The following is an 18,175-nucleotide window of genomic DNA, read 5'->3' as shown; positions in this document are numbered from 1 at the left end:
GTAACTACTGATTTTGGTTATGATGATTTCTATAATAAAGAGGGTTGTCACATCAGGACAACCCTTTTTTACTCTATTATTTTATGGAATGTGGGTTGGAAGCAGGCATGAATTAATTGCTATCGCTGATGCAGAATTCACTTATCAAAATATGATTTTAAGATCGCTGCCCTGCCAAAAGCAAAGCATTATAGACATTGATAACTGCTCCTGACTTTGAAAAATCTTTAAAAGTTCAACATGATCTAATCTGCTGCTTATTTACGATTAGCTTTTAATTCCTTAATAAAATCGGAGGGTTTCATTTTGGTATAAGCGGTAAAAGCTCTTGTAAAGGTCTGAACACTATTATAGCCACAGATTTCAGATAAAGCCTGTATGGTATAATTTAAAATTTTTTTGTCATTTTCTAATTGATTCAATATATATTCTATTCTTAAAGTATTGATATACTGCGTAAAAGTAATGTCTTTTACAGTGTTGATCACCTTAGACAGGTACTTTGAATTTGTTTTAAACTCAGCAGCAAGCATTTCAATGGTATATTCTTTTTGGATATATCGTCGCTCTGATTCAAATTTTTGGAGACAATCTAAAATATGGTTAATCACACTTTCGTCCATAGTATCGATTGATGCTTTTTTAGTCACCCTTTTTAGGGATTCGTTAGCAAGGATTATTTGTTGTTCCCTTTCTTTGGTATAGGCTTCAAACAATTGCCTTTGTTTTTCGACTTCTTTTTGTCTTTTTTTGTTATTGCTGTACAATAAGCTGAAAAGGATTATAACTCCTAAAAACAAAAATAGGATGGTAAGTTTTAGTGAAAGTTTTTCGTTCTTTAAAGCCATCAGGCTTTGCTTAAAGGACAGTACTCCATCTGTATCAGATTTTTTTGCAAGTGTGGTAGTGATATATTTATAATCACCATCCAGCACTTTATCTGCTTTGATAAACTGATCAGAGTAAAAAATAACTTCCCTGTACTGGTCTTTAGTTTTATAATAGGCAATCATTTTTTCGTACGCCGGAATAGTAATTAACGAAATATCATGTTGCACGTTAAAGATCGAATCTACTTTTTTATAAAAGCGTACGGCCTGATCACTTTGATCAAGCTTTGTATAAGCCTCTCCGATATAAAAGCAGTTTTCAGCATAATTAGAAAAATCATTATTTTTTTTAAAATTCACCAGGGTACTTTTTAAATCTGTCAGTGCAGCAGTGTAATTTTTCCGCTGTAAATAATTTTTTCCCCTGTTCGCAATAAAATAGGGCAGATAGTAATCGCCAGAATCATAATTCCCACAGTCATGAATTCCTTTTTTTGTTAATTGCTCAGACATTTCAGTATTGCCTGTCCAGTTATAGAGTTCTGCTAATCCTGTAAGATACCTTAGGTAATTTCCATCCTGAATCTTTTCCGCTCTGGTTATACATTTTTTGTAAATGGGGAGTGCCTCACTATAATTACCCTGTGTCTTTTTGATGAGTCCTATGGAGTACCTGATGTTGTTAATTCGCTGATCAGAAAGATGAATAGTATCCTTTAGGGCCATCAAAAAACAATTTAAAGATTCTTTGAGCCTTTTCTTATTGTAAAATACATAACCTCTTGTGGAATAGAGATAGGGAAGTGCTTTTGGATATTTTTGCCGGGCTAAAGCGATAGCACTATCCGAATATTGAACAGATTGATTAAAATCATCAAAAATTTCCGCCAATAAATCGTACCCGTAAATGATCTCTCTCGTATTCTGCTCACTTTTTGCTTTTAATAAATTTGACTTACCGTATATATAATTGCGTGTAAAGTTATCGTCAGAGTTGCTGTACACTTTTTCTCTAAAAGTATCATGTGTATAGTTTTTTAAAGAATCAGGTACTTTTAGTAACTTTTGGGAGAGGGCAATAGAAGAGAAAAGGAAAAGACTAAGGATAAACAAAATTTTATTCTGGTGCATAAACGATAACTTATTTTATTCCGAACTGCAAACATACGTAATATTCTTACATTTTAATGATTTAAAACGATAGAATGTCTTTTTAGAAATGACAAGTACTTCTGCAGTTTGAAAAATATCTGATTCGTATAGTGAGTCAGTTCCTAAATTGAAACTACCAATTCCTGAATTGATACATACATAGTTTGTACATCCGAAAGTCACAGTATACATTTGTCAGAACAAGATCACAAAAAAAGCGATTACTATGATACAGCTTTGTTTTTCTTTAGCTTTTCCTTGTTGTGTTAATTGCGATCAATTGAAATAGTATTTGATGATGTAGTACTTTGTTAAGAAGGCCAATTGCAAAGGAATAATTTTTTAAATAAATCGCTTGCAAGCAAAAACAAGGGCTATTTTTTGAGCTTTTGGTTAAGTAGCCTGGTTCAGAACCAACCAACCATAAAAAAGCAGCCTTACTCTATTAAATGTTTTCGACGACAGGAGTAAGACTGCAATAATTTAATAATTGCTAATGTATGAAAAATTTAGAAAATTTAGGTTTAGTGGAGCTAAATGCTCAGGAAGTTCTTTCCATTGAAGGTGGCAATAGTGGCTGGGGTAAATGGATTTTTATTGAGATTGTAGAAAATTGGGAAGACATTAAAAAGGGACTTAAGGACGGCTGGAATGCCGGTAATAAATAATTAAAAGACAAAAAAATGGAAAATTTAAATGAATTAAATGTAAATGAGTTAACCCTGAATGAATTAGTAGCAATAGAGGGCGGTAGTGGATTTTGGGAAGATCTTGCGTATGGAATAGGTTATGTAGCAGGTAAATTAAATCATTCCTTACATCATATCGAACCACAGGTTTATCAACGATGGTAAAATTGATAATTTAGGAAGCAAGTTTTTATAACAAAGAGGCTGTTTTATAACAGCCTCTTTAAATGAAGTCAACAAATAAATGGTAGTAAAAATAAAAAAAAGGATACAAGGTTTTGAACAATGGCAGCTTATACTGCTGGTAGTTCTTTTAAATTGTCTGAATAGTTATATTTTTGAAGTTGTAGCAACACTTTTTTCAAGGTCTTCAGACGAAGGTTTTAGTGAAAACTACTCTAATAAAGAGAAACTAATTTTATTTGTTATCGTTGGTCCTATTCTTGAAACTTTACTATTTCAATACGCAGTAATTGAATTTTGCAAACGCAAAAAAATGGCATTACAATACTGCTGTCTTTTGTCGGCCTTTATTTTTGCCTCCATGCATCTCTATAATGTCTTTTATTTTCTATATGCTTTTGTTGCAGGTACATTATTAGCTTTTTTATATCTATCAGGCAAGAATAAAAAAAACGCAATCCTAATCACAGCTATAGCACATATAATTTTTAATGGTATTGTTTTTATATCTAAAGTTTACTTTCCTTAAATTTTAGTTATAAAATTCTAACTTTTGGTGATAGGATGCCACGAAAGCATTTAAGTATAATTACAGCAAAAAATAAATAAATATGGTTTCTAATATAAAAAAGAAGGTACAAAGTTTTCAGCAATGGCAACTTGTAGTAATAGTACTCCTTTTAAATTTTCTAAATAATTATATTTTTGCAATTCTTGCAAAACACTTTTCAATTTCCTTAAATAAAGGTTTTGACGACAATTACTCTTTTACAGAAAAAATAGTTTTATTTATTATTATAGGACCAATCATTGAAACACTCCTTTTTCAATATGTGGTAATTGAAATTTGCAAAGACCAAAAAATGGCATTGAAATACTGCTGTCTTTTGTCTGCCTTTATTTTTGCCTCCCTGCATCTGTATAATGTTTTTTATTTTTTATACGCTTTTGTTACTGGTTTACTGTTCGCTTATTTATACGTGGCAGGCAAGAATGAAAAAGATGCCATCCTGTTACCCTTGGTAACTCACATTATTTATAATGGTATTGCTTTTATAGGCAAAACTTATTTTTCTTAAATTTTGCACTATAAGATTCTAATTTTTTACTGGTCAGATTTTACGAAAGTATTTAGGTATAGTTAGAGCAATTTAAAAAGAAAAAAAAACTTCATTTTATAACTCATAGTTACTGCACAGTAGTTTTGTGTGGTGAGGAGACTATTTGCCAATTGCAAATCGTCTAAATTAAAAACAAAAATAAAATTTTCAAATAATCGATTCATGAATATTAGTGAAGACCCCGTACATACTATTGAAAACCTGATTGCCAGAAATAGTAGTAAAGGTATTTCATTATACCTTGTTTTAGTCGTGGCAGTTATTGCATTTTTATTTTCATTGCCGATTATAAAAGTAGAAGTAAGCAGTCAGAGTCGTGGTATCGTGCGAAGTACTATGGATAAGGTGCCTTTACAGGTACTTGTAAATGGTAAAATCACAAAAATACAGCTAAAAAATAATCGTGTCGTACAGAAAGGCGATACCTTATTACAGCTCTCACAGGATAACTTGCAAACGGATAAAACTACGGCGCAAATTCAGGCAAATGATATCCGGAATCTTTTGGATGACTTACAGCAGGTTTGTGCCGGTAATGCTTCCCCTTTAAAAACGGCAGTTATGGTACAGGAATGGACCACTTACCAAACCCGAAAAAAGGAATTGGAAGACAAAGTAACTTATACACAAACGGAATATAACCGCCAAAAACAGTTGTATGATAAGGGCGTAATTGCGGCGGCTGAATTTAACAAATTCCGGTATGAGTTAACTGTTGCGCAACAAGCCGTTCAGGTACTTCAAAAAAGTCAGATCTCGCAATGGCAAAACCGCTATCGCGAAGTGCAGGAAAAATCGAAAAGTATATTAGGAAACCTTCAAAAAATAAATGTTGAATTGAAGAACTATTATGTAACGGCACCCGTCAGCGGAACTATCGAAAATTTTACAGGAGTACAGGCAGGCTCTTTTTTAAACGCATCACAGCCCATTGCGGTGATTTCGCCCTTTGATCATCTTATCGTAGAATGTACGGTTTCTCCGGATGATATTGGATTGATAAAAAAGAAGCAAAAGGTAAAATTTCAGATAGATGCCTTTAACTATAACCAGTGGGGACTGCTTGAAGGGGAGGTTTTGGACATTGATAACAACATTACACTTCAGGATAACCAGGCGTTTTATAAAGTGCGGTGCAGCCTGAATTCTAAAAAAATACAGCTCAAATCAGGTTATAAAGCCTGTGTTTCAAACGGAATGACACTTACAGCACGATACATTATAGCCCGACGTAGTTTATATGAATTGTTGTTTGATAAAGTGGATGACTGGCTCAACCCTAAAATTATTAGTACCTAGTTTCAACTTTCAAGAATTAAAAATGGCCACTATAAAAATTAAACAACATGATTATAAAGATTGTGGTGCTGCTTGTCTGGCATCTGTTGGAAATCATTACCAGGTTAATGTTCCGCTAGCGCGAATTAGGCAATATGCCAATACCGATAAACGCGGTACTAATGTTTTGGGGCTGATTGAAGCCGCCGAAAAGATGGGCTTTTCAGCAAAAGGGGTGAAAGGGGCTACAGACGCTTTGGACAAAATTCCTTTACCTGCCATTGCTCACCTTATTGTTAAAGAGCTGCATCATTATGTAGTACTGTATTCGGTGAGTAAAGGTAGGATACAGGTAATGGATCCCGCTTTTGGAAAAATGGAAACGTATACCTATGAAGATTTTCGAAAGGTATGGACAGGAGTATTGATCTTATTTGCCAAAAATGACGATTTTAAAACCTATAACGAAAAAACAGCGCCTTTACAACGGTTTTGGGATTTAATACAGCCGCATAAAAGTATCCTGATTCAGGCACTGACTGGAGCAATTGTTTTTACAGTGCTCGGATTAGCGATGTCTGTTTATGTGCAGAAAATAACGGATTATGTGCTGGTAGAGGGAAATCGTAACCTGCTTAATCTGTTAAGTGTTTCTATGATAGGGATCGTTCTTTTACAGGCGTACATTGGTTCTAAAAAAAGCATTATGGTCATGAAAACAGGCCAGCTTATTGATGCCAAATTAATACTGGGCTACTACAAACATTTGCTTCAACTGCCACAACGCTTTTTTGACACGATGCAAATTGGCGAAATTACTTCCAGAATAAACGATGCGGTAAAGATTCGCTCTTTTATCAATGAGGTTGCCATCGAAATGATTGTAAATGTATTTATTGTGTTTTTTTCATTTACACTAATGTTTACGTATTACTGGAAATTAGCCTTAGTGATCTTGTTCATAATTCCTTTTTATGGGTTTATTTATTTTTTATTTAACAAGTTCAATAAAAAAGTAGAACGGACTATTATGGAAAATGCTGCCGATTTGCAAACGCAGCTTACAGAAAGCATCAGCCATATCCGGACCGTTAAAGAATTTGGTATTGCCGATTTTTCTAATACCAAAACAGAGAATCGTTTTGTAAAACTATTATTTACCATTTATAAATCAGGTCTTAATAGTGTGTTTTCAGGAACGTCTACACAGTTTCTGGCTTCCATTTTTACCATCATTTTGCTATGGGTAGGATCCGGCTATGTAATGGACAGGGCTATTACTCCCGGTGAATTATTTTCTTTTTATGCATTGATCGGATATTTTACGACACCGGTTGCTTCTTTAATCGGGATGAATAAAACAGTGCAAAACGCGCTGATTGCAGCGGATCGATTGTTTGAAATTATGGATTTGGAAAGGGAAGAAACCGAAAATACATTTGATTTGGAAACGGAAAATATTGGCGCTATACGATTTGAAAACGTAACCTTCAGATACGGTTCCAGAAAGGAAGTTTTTACCAACTTTAATGCAACATTCAAAAAGAATCAAACTACTGCAATAGTAGGAGAAAGCGGCAGTGGAAAAACGACCCTGATTTCGCTTTTGCAGCATTTATATCCTGTAAAAAGCGGAAAAATTTACATCGGCAACTATGATTTGCAATACATTAATCGTCAAAGTCTCCGCAAAAGTATTGGTGTAATTCCGCAGCAATTAAATCTGTTTTCGGGGAATATTATCGAAAACATCGCTTTGGGTGATCCTTTTCCGGATATGAAACGTGTCATTGATTTATGCAATCAATTAGGGATAACCGCTTTTGTCCAGAAAATGCCAAATGGGTTTCATACACAAGTAGGTGAAAACGGTGCGATGCTTTCCGGTGGCCAAAAACAGCGTATTGCCATCGCCAGGGCGTTATACAAAAATCCTGAAATATTGTTATTGGATGAAGCCACATCGTCTCTTGACACACAGTCTGAAAAAGTAGTACAGGAAGTCATCACGAATTTTAAGGCACAGGGCAAAACCGTAATTGTTATTGCACACCGATTAAGTACCATCGCTACTGCTGACACGATATTAGTAATGGAAGACGGAAGTATTACAGAACAAGGCAATCATACTACGCTTTTGAATTTAAAAGGAAAATATTTTGAATTATGGAACAAACAGAGTTTGGTTTGACTTTTTTGGACAGGCCAGTACCATTCTATTTGTAGTAGAAAAGATAATTTTTCTATTTTAGAGAATCTATTTTTTATTTGTGTTCTATTTTTATTTGGTGTACTGCTAAACTTTACTTTTAATTTTGTAGGCATATAATATTTTAAAGATTAAAATCACTACATATGCTTACGATTTATAAACGTATCTATTATCATTATTTCCTGTTAAGTTCTAAAAAGAACTCGGAGCCTGAAATACCGGTATATACGATGCTATCATTGGTGCAATCTAACAATCTTCTAACCCTGCTTACTATTTTCTTTTGGGTTACCAAAATCGATTATTATGATATCTTAAAACTAGTTATTATTTTTCCTGTTTCTTTTTACATTTTAAATTATTATTATTTTAATACAAAGCATAATAGTAATCATTATTAAAGATAAAAATTATGCTTTGGGGGTGATGCTCTTTTTGTGCAGGGTATTTTTTTTAGGGCATTGCTGCCTGCCTTGTTTATTAATTGCTGTTTCCCGATGCAGAAATTAACACTCAATATGATTATTTTGAAGATTTTGTTGCTGCATATTCAATTGTGAGTGAACCCGGTTTGGAGTGGAGATATTAAGTTTCGAACCTAAACTTTTTAACGCTTGATTTTGCTGAAATTTTAATTCTTCAAAGTGCTTGGCGCCACGATTGTGCCACAATACTTTAGACTGATGAATATCTTTAAAAACGCCTTCGCTTTTTGTGGCAGAAAAGGTATCCGCTTCAGGTTTTAAAAGTTTTAAATCGGCCAGACGAACCTTGAGTGGAATTGAAGTTGTGCATATGCTGAGGAAGAATCAGATGGTTAGATCAGGTATAACTATTTTTAGATCATTCTTTAAATAGGCAGTTTAATTTCTAATTACTTAAATACTCAGGTTTTATTGTTACAGCTGTGACAGCACTTTTTACTTCTTCATCAATATCATTTTAAGTGATCAAGCCTGTTTTTTTATTCATTAAAAATTTAATAAAAACATCATATTGATAAATAGTAAAGTTGTAAAAGGGTCATATAGCTTTGCATTAACTTAAAACTAATGTAGTGGACGTACAACACAATACTTTTTTAAATAAAAAGCCTGTTTTTAATAAAGTTTACCAGCAAAACTGGAAAGCTCTGTATGCTTTTGCTTTTAATATTTTGCGTGATAAAGAATCAGCTGAAGATATTATTCAGGAAATATTTATCGATTTTTGGGTACGAATGAATGATACTGAAATTCAAAATTACACCGCATATTTATTTCAGGCAGTTCGAAACCAATGCGCAAAAAGCCTTAGAAATAAGAAACTAACAGCTTTTGAATTACAAGTTTTAGAAGAATCTATACAATTGATAGATGAACAGGAATTTGCTGAATTTCCAAAAGAGCACATTGTTGAGCAAGTCAGACAAAAGGCACATGAAATTTTACCTCCAAAGTGCCTTGACATCTTTAATCTTAGGTTTTATGAAAATAGGAGTATTAAAGATATTGCTGAATATAAAAATATATCAGTAAGTACAGTTGAAAATCAAATTAATAAGGCTTTAAAAATGTTAAAGACAGAAAATGATTACTACATTAAATTATTGGCCATCCTTATTTTTTGTTCCTAACTAGAGTTATTTTCAAGCTTTTTGTTAAGAACGTTAATAAATTGTAATGCTTTAAAAATTTTATAGGTGCTGCCTGCTTTTCGTGTACTATATAATAAAGACCTTATTTAATAGTCATATGCAAAAACAGTACAAGCATCTTTTTAAAAGATACAGTGAAGACAAATCTTCTGAAAAGGAAAAAAAAATAATAAATACTTATTTTAACAAAATTCAGGATAACGGTATTACAGAACATGATATTGATAGTGTTTTGGGAGATCGTATTTTACTTAAAATTGAAGAGCGTTTAGAAAGAAAAAAGAAAACTTATTACAGAATTTCGGCATCTGTTGCGGCAGTTATACTTTTAGGAACATTGCTGTTTACTTTTAATTCTATTTTTAAAACGAATCATTTTATTACTGTTGCCGCCCAATTTGGCGAGCAAAAAAATGTACGATTACCCGATTCCTCCGTAGTTTATTTAAATTCAGGAAGCAGTATAGTTTATCCGGAACACTTTGGAGAAGATTCCAGAGAAATTACTTTAAAAGGAGAGGCTTATTTTGAAGTTGTACACAAAGAAAAACATCCATTTATAATTTCTTCAGCTCATTTAAAAACTCAGGTTCTGGGTACCAGATTTATCGTAACCAATTATGAAAAAGGTATTGCCTCAGTAACGGTTGTGTCCGGAAAGGTAAAAGTTACGGATCAGCATTCCTCTAAATCCGAAATTATCACTAAAAATCAGAGAGTGACTTATGATAATGTTTCCGGGTCTCTTATAAGATCCAATAATATTGAATCATCAAATTACCTGGCATGGAAAGAAGGAAGAATCTTTTTTGATCACGCCCAGATAGATCAGGTATTGCTAACACTTCAGAGAAAATACAATGTGGTATTGAAACTCGATTCAAAACTTTATCAATGCAATACTATTAGTGGGAATTTCTCAGGTAAAGACATCGAAAAAATCTTAAGCAGTATTCGTTTCATCAATGATATGGAATATAGCACAATTAAAAATGACACCATAAAAATTAAACTAAAACCCTGTAAAAACTAGCGCCTATGCAAAACTAAAAGACTACTCAAAAAACATAAAAAAAACCCGAACATGGCGGCCACCAATCATCGGGTCACATTAATTGCAAATAATTAACATAAAACAAATATATTCAAATTATGTATCTTGTAACAAATAAAAACAATAATAAAAAGAACATACTTTTCTTTTTTTTGGTTACGTTATGGACACAAGTGACATTTGCGTCAGCATTTAACTCGCAAAGCACAGAATCTACTCCAGTATCAGTTTCAAAAAATGTTTATGAACTCAAAGCTTTATTTAAAGCTATTGAAAGTCAAACGGATTTTTCGCTTCTTTATTCTGATGAGGTTGCAAAACTTAAAACTCAAGTTCCTATTAGTGCAGGAACACAAACAATAGCAGCATTACTTAAGGAAGCTGCTGCTAAATTTAACGTTGCTTATCAAATAAATGATGGTTTGATTACTTTTAAAATCAATAGTCCTGCTAAAGTTAAAAGGGCAGTAAACGTAGCAAAGCAAATAAAAATCTCAGGGACAGTTACGGATAATTTAGGTAAACCCATTCCGGGAGCTACAATTCTTATTGAAGGAACATCTATAGGCGTGCAAACAGATTTAGATGGAAAATACAGTATTGAAGCCGAAGAAGGAGAAATACTTGTTTTTGTTTACATGGGTTTTAAAACGGTTAAACAAAAAGTTGAAAAAGAAAAGATAATCAATATTACCCTTCAGGAGGAAGCCGAAGCACTAAACGAGTTAGTAATTACTGCCTTAGGAATTAAACGAGAGGAAAAAGCTCTTGGGTATGCTGTACAAAAAGTAGAAGGATCTTCAGTACAAACGGTTAAAGGTGTTGATGTTGCAACGTCATTAACTGGTAAAGTATCAGGTTTACTTGTGAAAAACAGCACTGAATTTGCAGAAGCTCCTACTGTTGAAATTCGGGGTGAAAGTGCCTTATTGGTTATTGATGGAGTACCTTATGGAAACATGACCCTTAGAGATATTCCTGCTGATGATATAGAATCTTTAAATGTATTGAAAGGAGCAACTGCATCAGCTTTATATGGCTATCGTGGTGCCAGCGGTGCTATTGTTGTGACAACCAAAAAAGGGAGCTCTAAAAAAGGCCTTACTGTATCATTAAACAGCAGTACGATGTTTACAGCGGGTTATTTGGCAATTCCTGAAACTCAAACAACTTTTGGAAGACAGATAGATGCTACTACCAATATGTATAAAGGAACAGGATCCTGGGGAGTACCAATGGAAGGGCAGGAAGTTGTTCAGTGGGATCCGGTTAGTAAATCCTATAAATTGATGCCTTATTTACCGATAGGAAAGGATAATTTTAAAAACTTTCTGGATCAGGGGTATATTTTAAATAACAACTTAAGTGTAACACAGCAAGGAGAATTTGGGAATCTTAGATCATCTGCAACCTGGGTGAGCAATAAAGGGCAATATCCAAATTCTCAATATGATAAATATACCTATACATTAGGAGGAGACATTAGTTTAGATAAATTCAAATTATCCTCGTCAATATCGATAAATAAGCAAAGTTCGCCAAATATTGGATTTAATGGGTATAAAGGTTATGATCCAATGTATAATATTCTGGTTTGGTCATCTCCGGATTATGATATACGAAAATATAAAGATTATTGGCTTGTAAAAAATGAGTCGCAAAACAACAGTTATACCGGTACAAATAATAATCCTTATTTTGACAGATTCGAAAGATTACACAGTTTAGACCGCAATGTTTTTAACGGTTTTGTTTCGGCAAGTTATGAAATAGCTCCCTGGCTTACTGCGACTGTCAGAACTGGTTTTGATACCTATAATAATAAGCAGACGGTTAGGATTTCAAAAGGGTCCCTGGTTGGTGCCGGTGTCTCTACAGTTATTCTTAACGGGACTGAGATTTGGGGAGAATCTCTAAAAGGATCTTATAATGAAGGTTTAGGAAGTGGTTATAGCTCTAATACTGATTTTATTTTAACCGGAAATAAAAAAATTAATGATTTTGATATTGAGGGTCTTTTTGGAGGAACTATTTATTATACACAGGATGAAGGTATTGAGGCCAGAACCCAGGGAGGACTTTCTGTTCCGGGGTTCTATTCTTTAAAAGCTTCTGTTACTAATGCTGTTGTGAATTCTTCGGTTTATAAAAGACAGGTAAACAGTTTTTACGGAAGACTTGCAGGATCGTGGAAGGGAATGGCTTTTCTTGAAGGTACTTTACGAAAGGACTGGAGTTCGACACTCCCTGAATCTACACGTTCTTATCTTTATCCATCTGTTTCAGGCAGTTTTTTAGTCTCAGAAGTTTTACCAAAATTTGATTGGTTATCCTTATGGAAACTTCGCAGTTCCTGGACTTCATCTAAAACCCCGGCAGGAGTTTATGATATTAATTCGGTTTATAATATTACAACCAATGCCTGGGGAGGTTTAAACTCGGCTTCCTATCCTGATGTTATACGCGGAAACGAAGTTAGGCCAGAATCAGCCAGTACATGGGAAATGGGAACAGCCGCCAGCTTATTCAAAAAACGTTTGTCGCTTGATTTCACCTATTATTCAAAGAGAATGTACGACTTTTTAACCCCTGCCAATGTCAGCAGTGCATCAGGTTATAGTGCCAATTATATTAATATAGATCAGGAAATTACCCGAAGAGGAGTTGAATTTACCTTAAACTTTACACCAATAAAAACAACAGACTGGCAATGGGATGTAATGGTAAACTGGTCTAAATATGCACGTTATTACACCAAGTTAGATAAACAATTTTCTGCAGACAGACCCTGGGTGAAAGTAGGAAACAGAGTTGATGCTTTTGTTTTAAATGATTTCCAGAAAAGTGCCGATGGCGCTATTATTTATGAGAATGGACTACCAGTCTATTCTGCTTATGAATCTGTTTACGGGTATAGTGATCCTGATTGGATTTGGGGATTGACATCTTCACTTCGTTATAAAAATTTCACCTTGAATATTTCCCTTGATGGACGAGTAGGAGGTTTGGCACAAACCACAACCGAAATGTATATGTGGCAGTCCGGAAACCATCCTGACTCTGTAAATGATATACGTTACAAAGATATTACCACAGGTACAAGCAATTACATTGGAGATGGAGTAAAAGTAATTTCGGGGGCAGTAACTTATAATGCCTATGGAAATATTACAAGTGATACCAGACAATATGCTTCAAATGACGTACCTGTTACGTATGAGAATTATGTAAAAAGAATTCATAAAGGAACAGCCTGGGGTGGTAATCCATCCCCTGCCGATACATATAGTACTACTTTTTTGAAATTAAGAGAAGTCTCACTCACTTATAATGTTCCTAAGTCAGTATACAGTTTTATAAAAGCAAAAAATGCTACCCTATCAGCAATAGGTCAAAATTTATTTCTTTGGTCCAAAGATTTTAAATATTCTGATCCGGATGGCGGAGTTGATAATTTTAGTGATCCCTCACAACGTTTTGTCGGTTGCAATATTAAGCTTGAATTCTAAATTGAAAAAAGTAAACATAATTTAAAATTATTGATATGAAAAAAATAATCGTTGCAATTACAGGTATGCTCATGTTTTCCGGCTGTAGTAATTTTGATGAGATCAATACCAACCCTAATACCCCTACCCAGGTAAGTGCTTCACTATTAGCTACCAATATAATCCTGAGTGTTGCTAAATATCAAGGTAGTGATGCAAAAGAATATATTACTGAGAATGCTTTGCCAAAATATGTTGGTTATGCAAATGAGGGACAATTGGGAACCCAATATAACTTAATAGCCGGTTCAAGTTTTAACAAAATGACCATTTTGCCTGATATTGATAAAATGTTACTTGCTGCTCAGGGCAGTCCGGCAGAAAACTCATATAAAGGAATCGGTCATTTTATAAGAGCGTATACTTTTTATCTCCTTACCATGAAGATGGGAGATATTCCATACAGTGAAGCAAATCTTGGACTCCAGGGAAATTATAAACCAAAATACGATTCTCAAAAAGAAGTCTTTATTGGTATCCTTGCTGAATTGGAACAAGCACGTCTTGAATTCTCACAGGGTCTGGCTTTTGATGGCGATCCCACCATTTTTAAAGGAAATCCCCAAAGATGGAGAAGAGCCTGCAATGCATTTGAACTTAAAGTTCTAATGACTCTCAGTGCAAAAGAGAGTGATGCTGATTTAAAAATTAAAGAGAAATTCGCAAGTATTGTTAATGAAAATATGCTTCTTCAGGATGATTCTGATTATTTTGGTTTAGAGTATAATAGTGTAAACCTGCATCCGTTATACAGCACAAACGATATGTTTACCGGCAGAACTATTTTAAGTGATATTGTGGTAGACAATCTTAAAAGATTAAATGACAAACGATTATTTTATTTTGGAGAACCTTCGGCAGCCCAGACTGCTTCAGGATTATCTCAAAGTAATGCAGCAGCATATAAAGGTGTAAAGACTTCTTTGGATTACGGACTAATGAATGCCAATTATGCAAGTGGTCAGTATTCTAAAATAAACCTTAGATACCAAACCAAACAAAATAGTGAACCAAGAAGACTGCTTACCTATGCTGAGCAGGAATTGATTTTGGCTGAAGCACGTATCAAAGGCTGGATTACTACATCAAGTGCACAGCTTTACTACGAAAATGGAGTTAAAGCTGCCTTAAAAAATGTCATGGGCACGGATGCTGCTTTTGCACACGGAAATCCTATTGTACAAAATGATATTGATACTTATTTTACTGATGAGGCAGCTTTTGCTACAGACGCAGCTACTCAATTAAAGCAAATTTGGATGCAGCGTTATCTTCTGAATTTTTTAGTTGACGGTGAAACTTCGTATTTTGAATACAGAAGAAATAAATATCCTGATTTTAATATTGACCCATCAACGAACTTAAACGTTAATAGTCCAACTACCATGCCAGTGAGGTATCTATATCCTTCTTCAGAATTGAATTATAACAGTCAAAATTTGATGGAAGCATTAAACCGTCAGTTTGGAGGTTATGATGAAATTAATAAGACAATGTGGCTTTTATCAAATTAGCAAAAAGGTCATATTGATTAGTTTTGTTTTTTTATTTTTTTAACGCTGCTCTTTATAATTAGAGCAGCGTTTTTATTGGCAATTAATATAAAAAAAGAAATCAATTTTAAAGATTTAAAAATAAATCAATGCAATACAGAATAAAAATAAAGTTATGAGAAGAGTACAATTTTTGATAATGATTCTTTTGGCCATGCAAATCAATGGACAGAATTTAAAATTAATGAGCTATAACATACGCGTAGATCTTGCAGTTGATGGCGATAATGACTGGAGCCACCGCAAAGATTTTTTTACATCGCAAATTGAGTTTTATAATCCCGATGTATTTGGAATTCAGGAAGCAGCACCCAATCAGGTAAACGATATTGCAAATAAACTTTCTCAATATAGTTCTGTTGGTATAGGTAGAGAAGGAATTGGAAAAGGGGAATCCTCTACTATTTTTTATAAGAAAGAGCGTTTAAAAATGCTTTTAAATGACACTTTTTGGCTTTCAGAAACACCGGGGGAAATTTCTTTGGGTTGGGATGCGGCATATAAAAGAGTCTGCACGTATGGTTTGTTTAAAGATCTAAAAACAAAGCAGCTTTTCTGGGTGTTCAATACGCATTTAGATCATGTTGGTGTACAGGCAAAAATAAAGGGTATCAAACTTATTCTTGCTAAAATTAAAGAAGTGAATACTAAAAATTATTCGGTTATTTTTACTGGAGATTTAAATTCAGAGCCTGAATCAGAGGTCATTTTTCTTCTAGAGAAAGAAATGAAAGATACCAGAGCAATTTCAAAAACACTGCCTTTTGGTCCTTCCGGAACCTTTAATGGTTTTAAACATAATGAACCCGTAACACGATTGCTGGACTATGTTTTTATAGCTAAAGATGCTGGTTTTAAAGTAGAGAAATTTGCTGTTTTAAGTGATTCAAAAGACTTAAGATATCCATCGGATCATTTACCTGTTTATGTGGAATTGAGTTATTAAAGTAATTGATAGAACAAAGCAATATTTTGAAACTTATGTTATCATGATTTAAAAAAGGTTGTGTCATATCTAAAGATAAGTTTTTTTAGTGGTTGTAAATAAAGGTTCTGTCCCATCTGGCTACGCTTTAACTTTGCCTTTTTTTAAATTATTAAACTCATGAATACGAAAGGTCATTGTTATCCAAAATACACAATTGCATTTAATCCACAAAGCAGTCATCTGATACCTGCTTTGTGGACAAATTTTTATTTAAGTAAATCGGCTAATGGCACATTTACCACTTTAAAAGGTAACAGGGGAGGTGTATTTATTTTTCCGTCTTTATCATCTATAATGTGATTGAGCTGACTGTTAACCGTGTAAAGCTTACCGTTACGAATGGCTGAAGCTGTTGGCCTGTCATACACACTTTGATACTTATCTCTGATTTGAAGTGTAGCAGTTGAATAATCTTTATTGAAAGCTGCTGTAAAAATAGCACCTGCGCTGGAATATACGTTTACCATTAAAAGCTGTCCTTTGTAAAAAAACATGCCGTCTGAGCCTGAAAATGAACTTGCTGCCTGATCGTTTTTAAGTTTTATTGAAGACACTTTTTTACTTGATAAATCCACTCTTACCAATGTTCCGCCGCCTTTTATTGTTCTGTTCATTACGGATGCAATAAGGTATTTGTTATCTGGTGTAATGGTCAGTCCATTCAATCCAAACGGCTGGTCGGCAGAGGGATTTTTGAGCAGTTCATCTGTTACAAATACATCAGCATTAGTCGATTCAAATGTAGCGGACCAAATTTTTGGGCCAAAAGTATCAGATACATAAACTCTGCCATTAGGATCCATTGTAACTTCATTAAAAAACGCACCTTCGATGAATTTTTCCGGAATTGTTTTTAATAATTTGCCTGTCGTGTAGTCAAACACCTTGAACTGGCTTCCGGGATTACCGCTTTCTGTTTTGAAATTAAAGTTGGCCACCCAAAGCCTGTTGTTTTTAGTATCAAGATGAAAACCAACGGCTATTACCATTCCGTTTTCTCCGGGTTTACTAAAATTTGAAACTTTATTGTCTTTGTCAATTCGCTGAATTGAACCATCACCAAAACCACCTACTAACAGATCATTATTGGGTAAGGTAATGATCCCTTCCGGAAAGACTGAACTGCCATCTAACGCAATATAATTTACATCCTTGTCTTTTTGATTTGCCTGACTATACATTTCGTTTAAAAATAATAGGGATAAAAACAAACCTACTATATATGTTTTACTATTTTTCATGTGATTATTTTTTTAAGTTTTTGATAAAGTTTACGGTATCGATAGGTTCCGGGCGAAAACGATAGTCCGGATCTGCAAAAACATCCAGGATTTTGCCATCCTGGCCTATTACAAATCGGGCAGGAATAGGAAGTTCCCAGGCAGAGCCTTCATTGATTTCCTGAATATTATTATTGAACCTTCCCTGATATAAATCTTTTAAGTACTGCGGAAACTCATAAACAAGTCCAAATGCCTTTCCTGTTTTGTTATCGTCATCGACAAGTAAGCTGTATTTTAAATGCAGTTCGTTGGCTTGTCTTTGGGTTCTTGCCAGGCTCTGCGGCGACAATACCAAAAGGTCGGCTTCATTTTCCTGAAATTGAGGATAAAATGTATTCAATGCTTTTATTTCTTCCACACAATAAGGACACCAGCTTCCTCTGTAAAAGCTGACTACTAAAGGTCCTTTTTTCAATAATTCGATGGATGAAATGATTTCTGAATTTTGATTTTTAAGATTAAATTCAGGAGCCTGATCTCCTTTTTTTAGAACTTTATTTAAGGCACCTGACTCACGAAGAAATTCAATGTGTCTTTCCATTGTTTCATTTTCAGCAGCTGTTAATTTAGCCCCCCAGAAATCTCTGTGTTTTTTAAGGCGTGTTTCAAGGTATAAATTTTCGATATTTTCCATGGATTGTAGATTTA

At 34.1% G+C, this 18,175-nt stretch carries 14 protein-coding genes; 11 read left to right on the top strand and 3 right to left on the bottom strand.

Annotation, left to right across the window (positions count from 1 at the left end; translation table 11 throughout):
- Positions 1-257: 257 nt before the first annotated feature.
- On the bottom strand, positions 258-1,961 hold the full coding sequence (locus tag GJU43_RS18670) for a helix-turn-helix domain-containing protein (protein WP_154342824.1): 1,704 nt from the start codon (positions 1,959-1,961) through the stop codon (positions 258-260).
- A gap of 521 nt (positions 1,962-2,482) precedes the next feature.
- On the opposite strand from GJU43_RS18670, the gene GJU43_RS18665 reads away from it, so the two are divergent.
- The 11 genes from GJU43_RS18665 to GJU43_RS18615 all read left to right on the top strand — a co-directional run bounded on the left by GJU43_RS18665 (position 2,483) and on the right by GJU43_RS18615 (position 16,202).
- Entirely contained in the window at positions 2,483-2,650 is a 168-nt protein-coding gene (locus GJU43_RS18665) for a hypothetical protein (protein ID WP_154342822.1), read from the top strand.
- Positions 2,651-2,665: 15 nt separating this feature from the next.
- Positions 2,666-2,836, top strand: a complete 171-nt coding sequence (locus tag GJU43_RS18660) for a hypothetical protein (RefSeq protein ID WP_154342820.1) — start codon at positions 2,666-2,668, stop codon at positions 2,834-2,836.
- Between the two features lie 79 nt (positions 2,837-2,915).
- Complete coding sequence (locus GJU43_RS18655) at positions 2,916-3,383, top strand: CPBP family intramembrane glutamic endopeptidase (RefSeq protein ID WP_154342818.1); 468 nt, start codon at positions 2,916-2,918, stop codon at positions 3,381-3,383.
- An 82-nt stretch (positions 3,384-3,465) separates the two neighbouring features.
- Positions 3,466-3,933: a CPBP family intramembrane glutamic endopeptidase gene (locus GJU43_RS23240; RefSeq protein WP_154342815.1), complete on the top strand. Its 468-nt coding sequence runs from the start codon at positions 3,466-3,468 to the stop codon at positions 3,931-3,933.
- A gap of 204 nt (positions 3,934-4,137) precedes the next feature.
- Entirely contained in the window at positions 4,138-5,274 is a 1,137-nt protein-coding gene (locus GJU43_RS18645) for an HlyD family secretion protein (RefSeq protein WP_154342814.1), read from the top strand.
- A 22-nt stretch (positions 5,275-5,296) separates the two neighbouring features.
- Positions 5,297-7,444, top strand: a complete 2,148-nt coding sequence (locus GJU43_RS18640) for a peptidase domain-containing ABC transporter (RefSeq protein WP_154342812.1) — start codon at positions 5,297-5,299, stop codon at positions 7,442-7,444.
- Positions 7,445-8,522: 1,078 nt separating this feature from the next.
- Complete coding sequence (locus GJU43_RS18635; protein ID WP_154342810.1) at positions 8,523-9,080, top strand: sigma-70 family RNA polymerase sigma factor; 558 nt, start codon at positions 8,523-8,525, stop codon at positions 9,078-9,080.
- Between the two features lie 118 nt (positions 9,081-9,198).
- Entirely contained in the window at positions 9,199-10,134 is a 936-nt protein-coding gene (locus GJU43_RS18630) for a FecR family protein (RefSeq protein ID WP_154342808.1), read from the top strand.
- 119 nt (positions 10,135-10,253) lie between these two features.
- Positions 10,254-13,664 (top strand): SusC/RagA family TonB-linked outer membrane protein, encoded by a 3,411-nt coding sequence (locus GJU43_RS18625; protein WP_154342806.1) that lies wholly within the window; start codon positions 10,254-10,256, stop codon positions 13,662-13,664.
- Between the two features lie 35 nt (positions 13,665-13,699).
- Positions 13,700-15,217, top strand: coding sequence for a SusD/RagB family nutrient-binding outer membrane lipoprotein (locus tag GJU43_RS18620; RefSeq protein WP_154342804.1), 1,518 nt, complete (start codon positions 13,700-13,702; stop codon positions 15,215-15,217).
- Between the two features lie 154 nt (positions 15,218-15,371).
- Positions 15,372-16,202, top strand: a complete 831-nt coding sequence (locus tag GJU43_RS18615; RefSeq protein WP_154342802.1) for an endonuclease/exonuclease/phosphatase family protein — start codon at positions 15,372-15,374, stop codon at positions 16,200-16,202.
- 248 nt (positions 16,203-16,450) lie between these two features.
- Here the strand turns inward: GJU43_RS18615 and GJU43_RS18610 are convergent, their stop codons facing one another.
- Positions 16,451-17,485 carry a hypothetical protein gene (locus GJU43_RS18610; RefSeq protein ID WP_154342800.1) on the bottom strand — a complete coding sequence of 345 codons (1,035 nt, stop codon included), beginning with the start codon at positions 17,483-17,485 and terminating at the stop codon, positions 16,451-16,453.
- A 4-nt stretch (positions 17,486-17,489) separates the two neighbouring features.
- Positions 17,490-18,161, bottom strand: coding sequence for a peroxiredoxin-like family protein (locus GJU43_RS18605; RefSeq protein ID WP_154342798.1), 672 nt, complete (start codon positions 18,159-18,161; stop codon positions 17,490-17,492).
- Between the last annotated feature and the right edge of the window lie 14 nt (positions 18,162-18,175).

This window comes from Flavobacterium sp. LC2016-23 (assembly GCF_009674775.1).
In the GTDB taxonomy this organism is placed as follows: domain Bacteria; phylum Bacteroidota; class Bacteroidia; order Flavobacteriales; family Flavobacteriaceae; genus Flavobacterium.
This window is presented reverse-complemented; position numbering and strand designations above follow the sequence as displayed.

Bases quoted from the DNA above. Each gene is read 5' to 3' on its own strand.
- GJU43_RS18670 (WP_154342824.1), bottom strand. From the start codon at position 1,961: ATGCACCAGAATAAAATTTTGTTTATCCTTAGTCTTTTCCTTTTCTCT.
- GJU43_RS18665 (WP_154342822.1), top strand. From the start codon at position 2,483: ATGAAAAATTTAGAAAATTTAGGTTTAGTGGAGCTAAATGCTCAGGAA.
- GJU43_RS18660 (WP_154342820.1), top strand. From the start codon at position 2,666: ATGGAAAATTTAAATGAATTAAATGTAAATGAGTTAACCCTGAATGAA.
- GJU43_RS18655 (WP_154342818.1), top strand. From the start codon at position 2,916: ATGGTAGTAAAAATAAAAAAAAGGATACAAGGTTTTGAACAATGGCAG.
- GJU43_RS23240 (WP_154342815.1), top strand. From the start codon at position 3,466: ATGGTTTCTAATATAAAAAAGAAGGTACAAAGTTTTCAGCAATGGCAA.
- GJU43_RS18645 (WP_154342814.1), top strand. From the start codon at position 4,138: ATGAATATTAGTGAAGACCCCGTACATACTATTGAAAACCTGATTGCC.
- GJU43_RS18640 (WP_154342812.1), top strand. From the start codon at position 5,297: ATGGCCACTATAAAAATTAAACAACATGATTATAAAGATTGTGGTGCT.
- GJU43_RS18630 (WP_154342808.1), top strand. From the start codon at position 9,199: ATGCAAAAACAGTACAAGCATCTTTTTAAAAGATACAGTGAAGACAAA.
- GJU43_RS18625 (WP_154342806.1), top strand. From the start codon at position 10,254: ATGTATCTTGTAACAAATAAAAACAATAATAAAAAGAACATACTTTTC.
- GJU43_RS18620 (WP_154342804.1), top strand. From the start codon at position 13,700: ATGAAAAAAATAATCGTTGCAATTACAGGTATGCTCATGTTTTCCGGC.
- GJU43_RS18615 (WP_154342802.1), top strand. From the start codon at position 15,372: ATGAGAAGAGTACAATTTTTGATAATGATTCTTTTGGCCATGCAAATC.
- GJU43_RS18610 (WP_154342800.1), bottom strand. From the start codon at position 17,485: ATGAAAAATAGTAAAACATATATAGTAGGTTTGTTTTTATCCCTATTA.
- GJU43_RS18605 (WP_154342798.1), bottom strand. From the start codon at position 18,161: ATGGAAAATATCGAAAATTTATACCTTGAAACACGCCTTAAAAAACAC.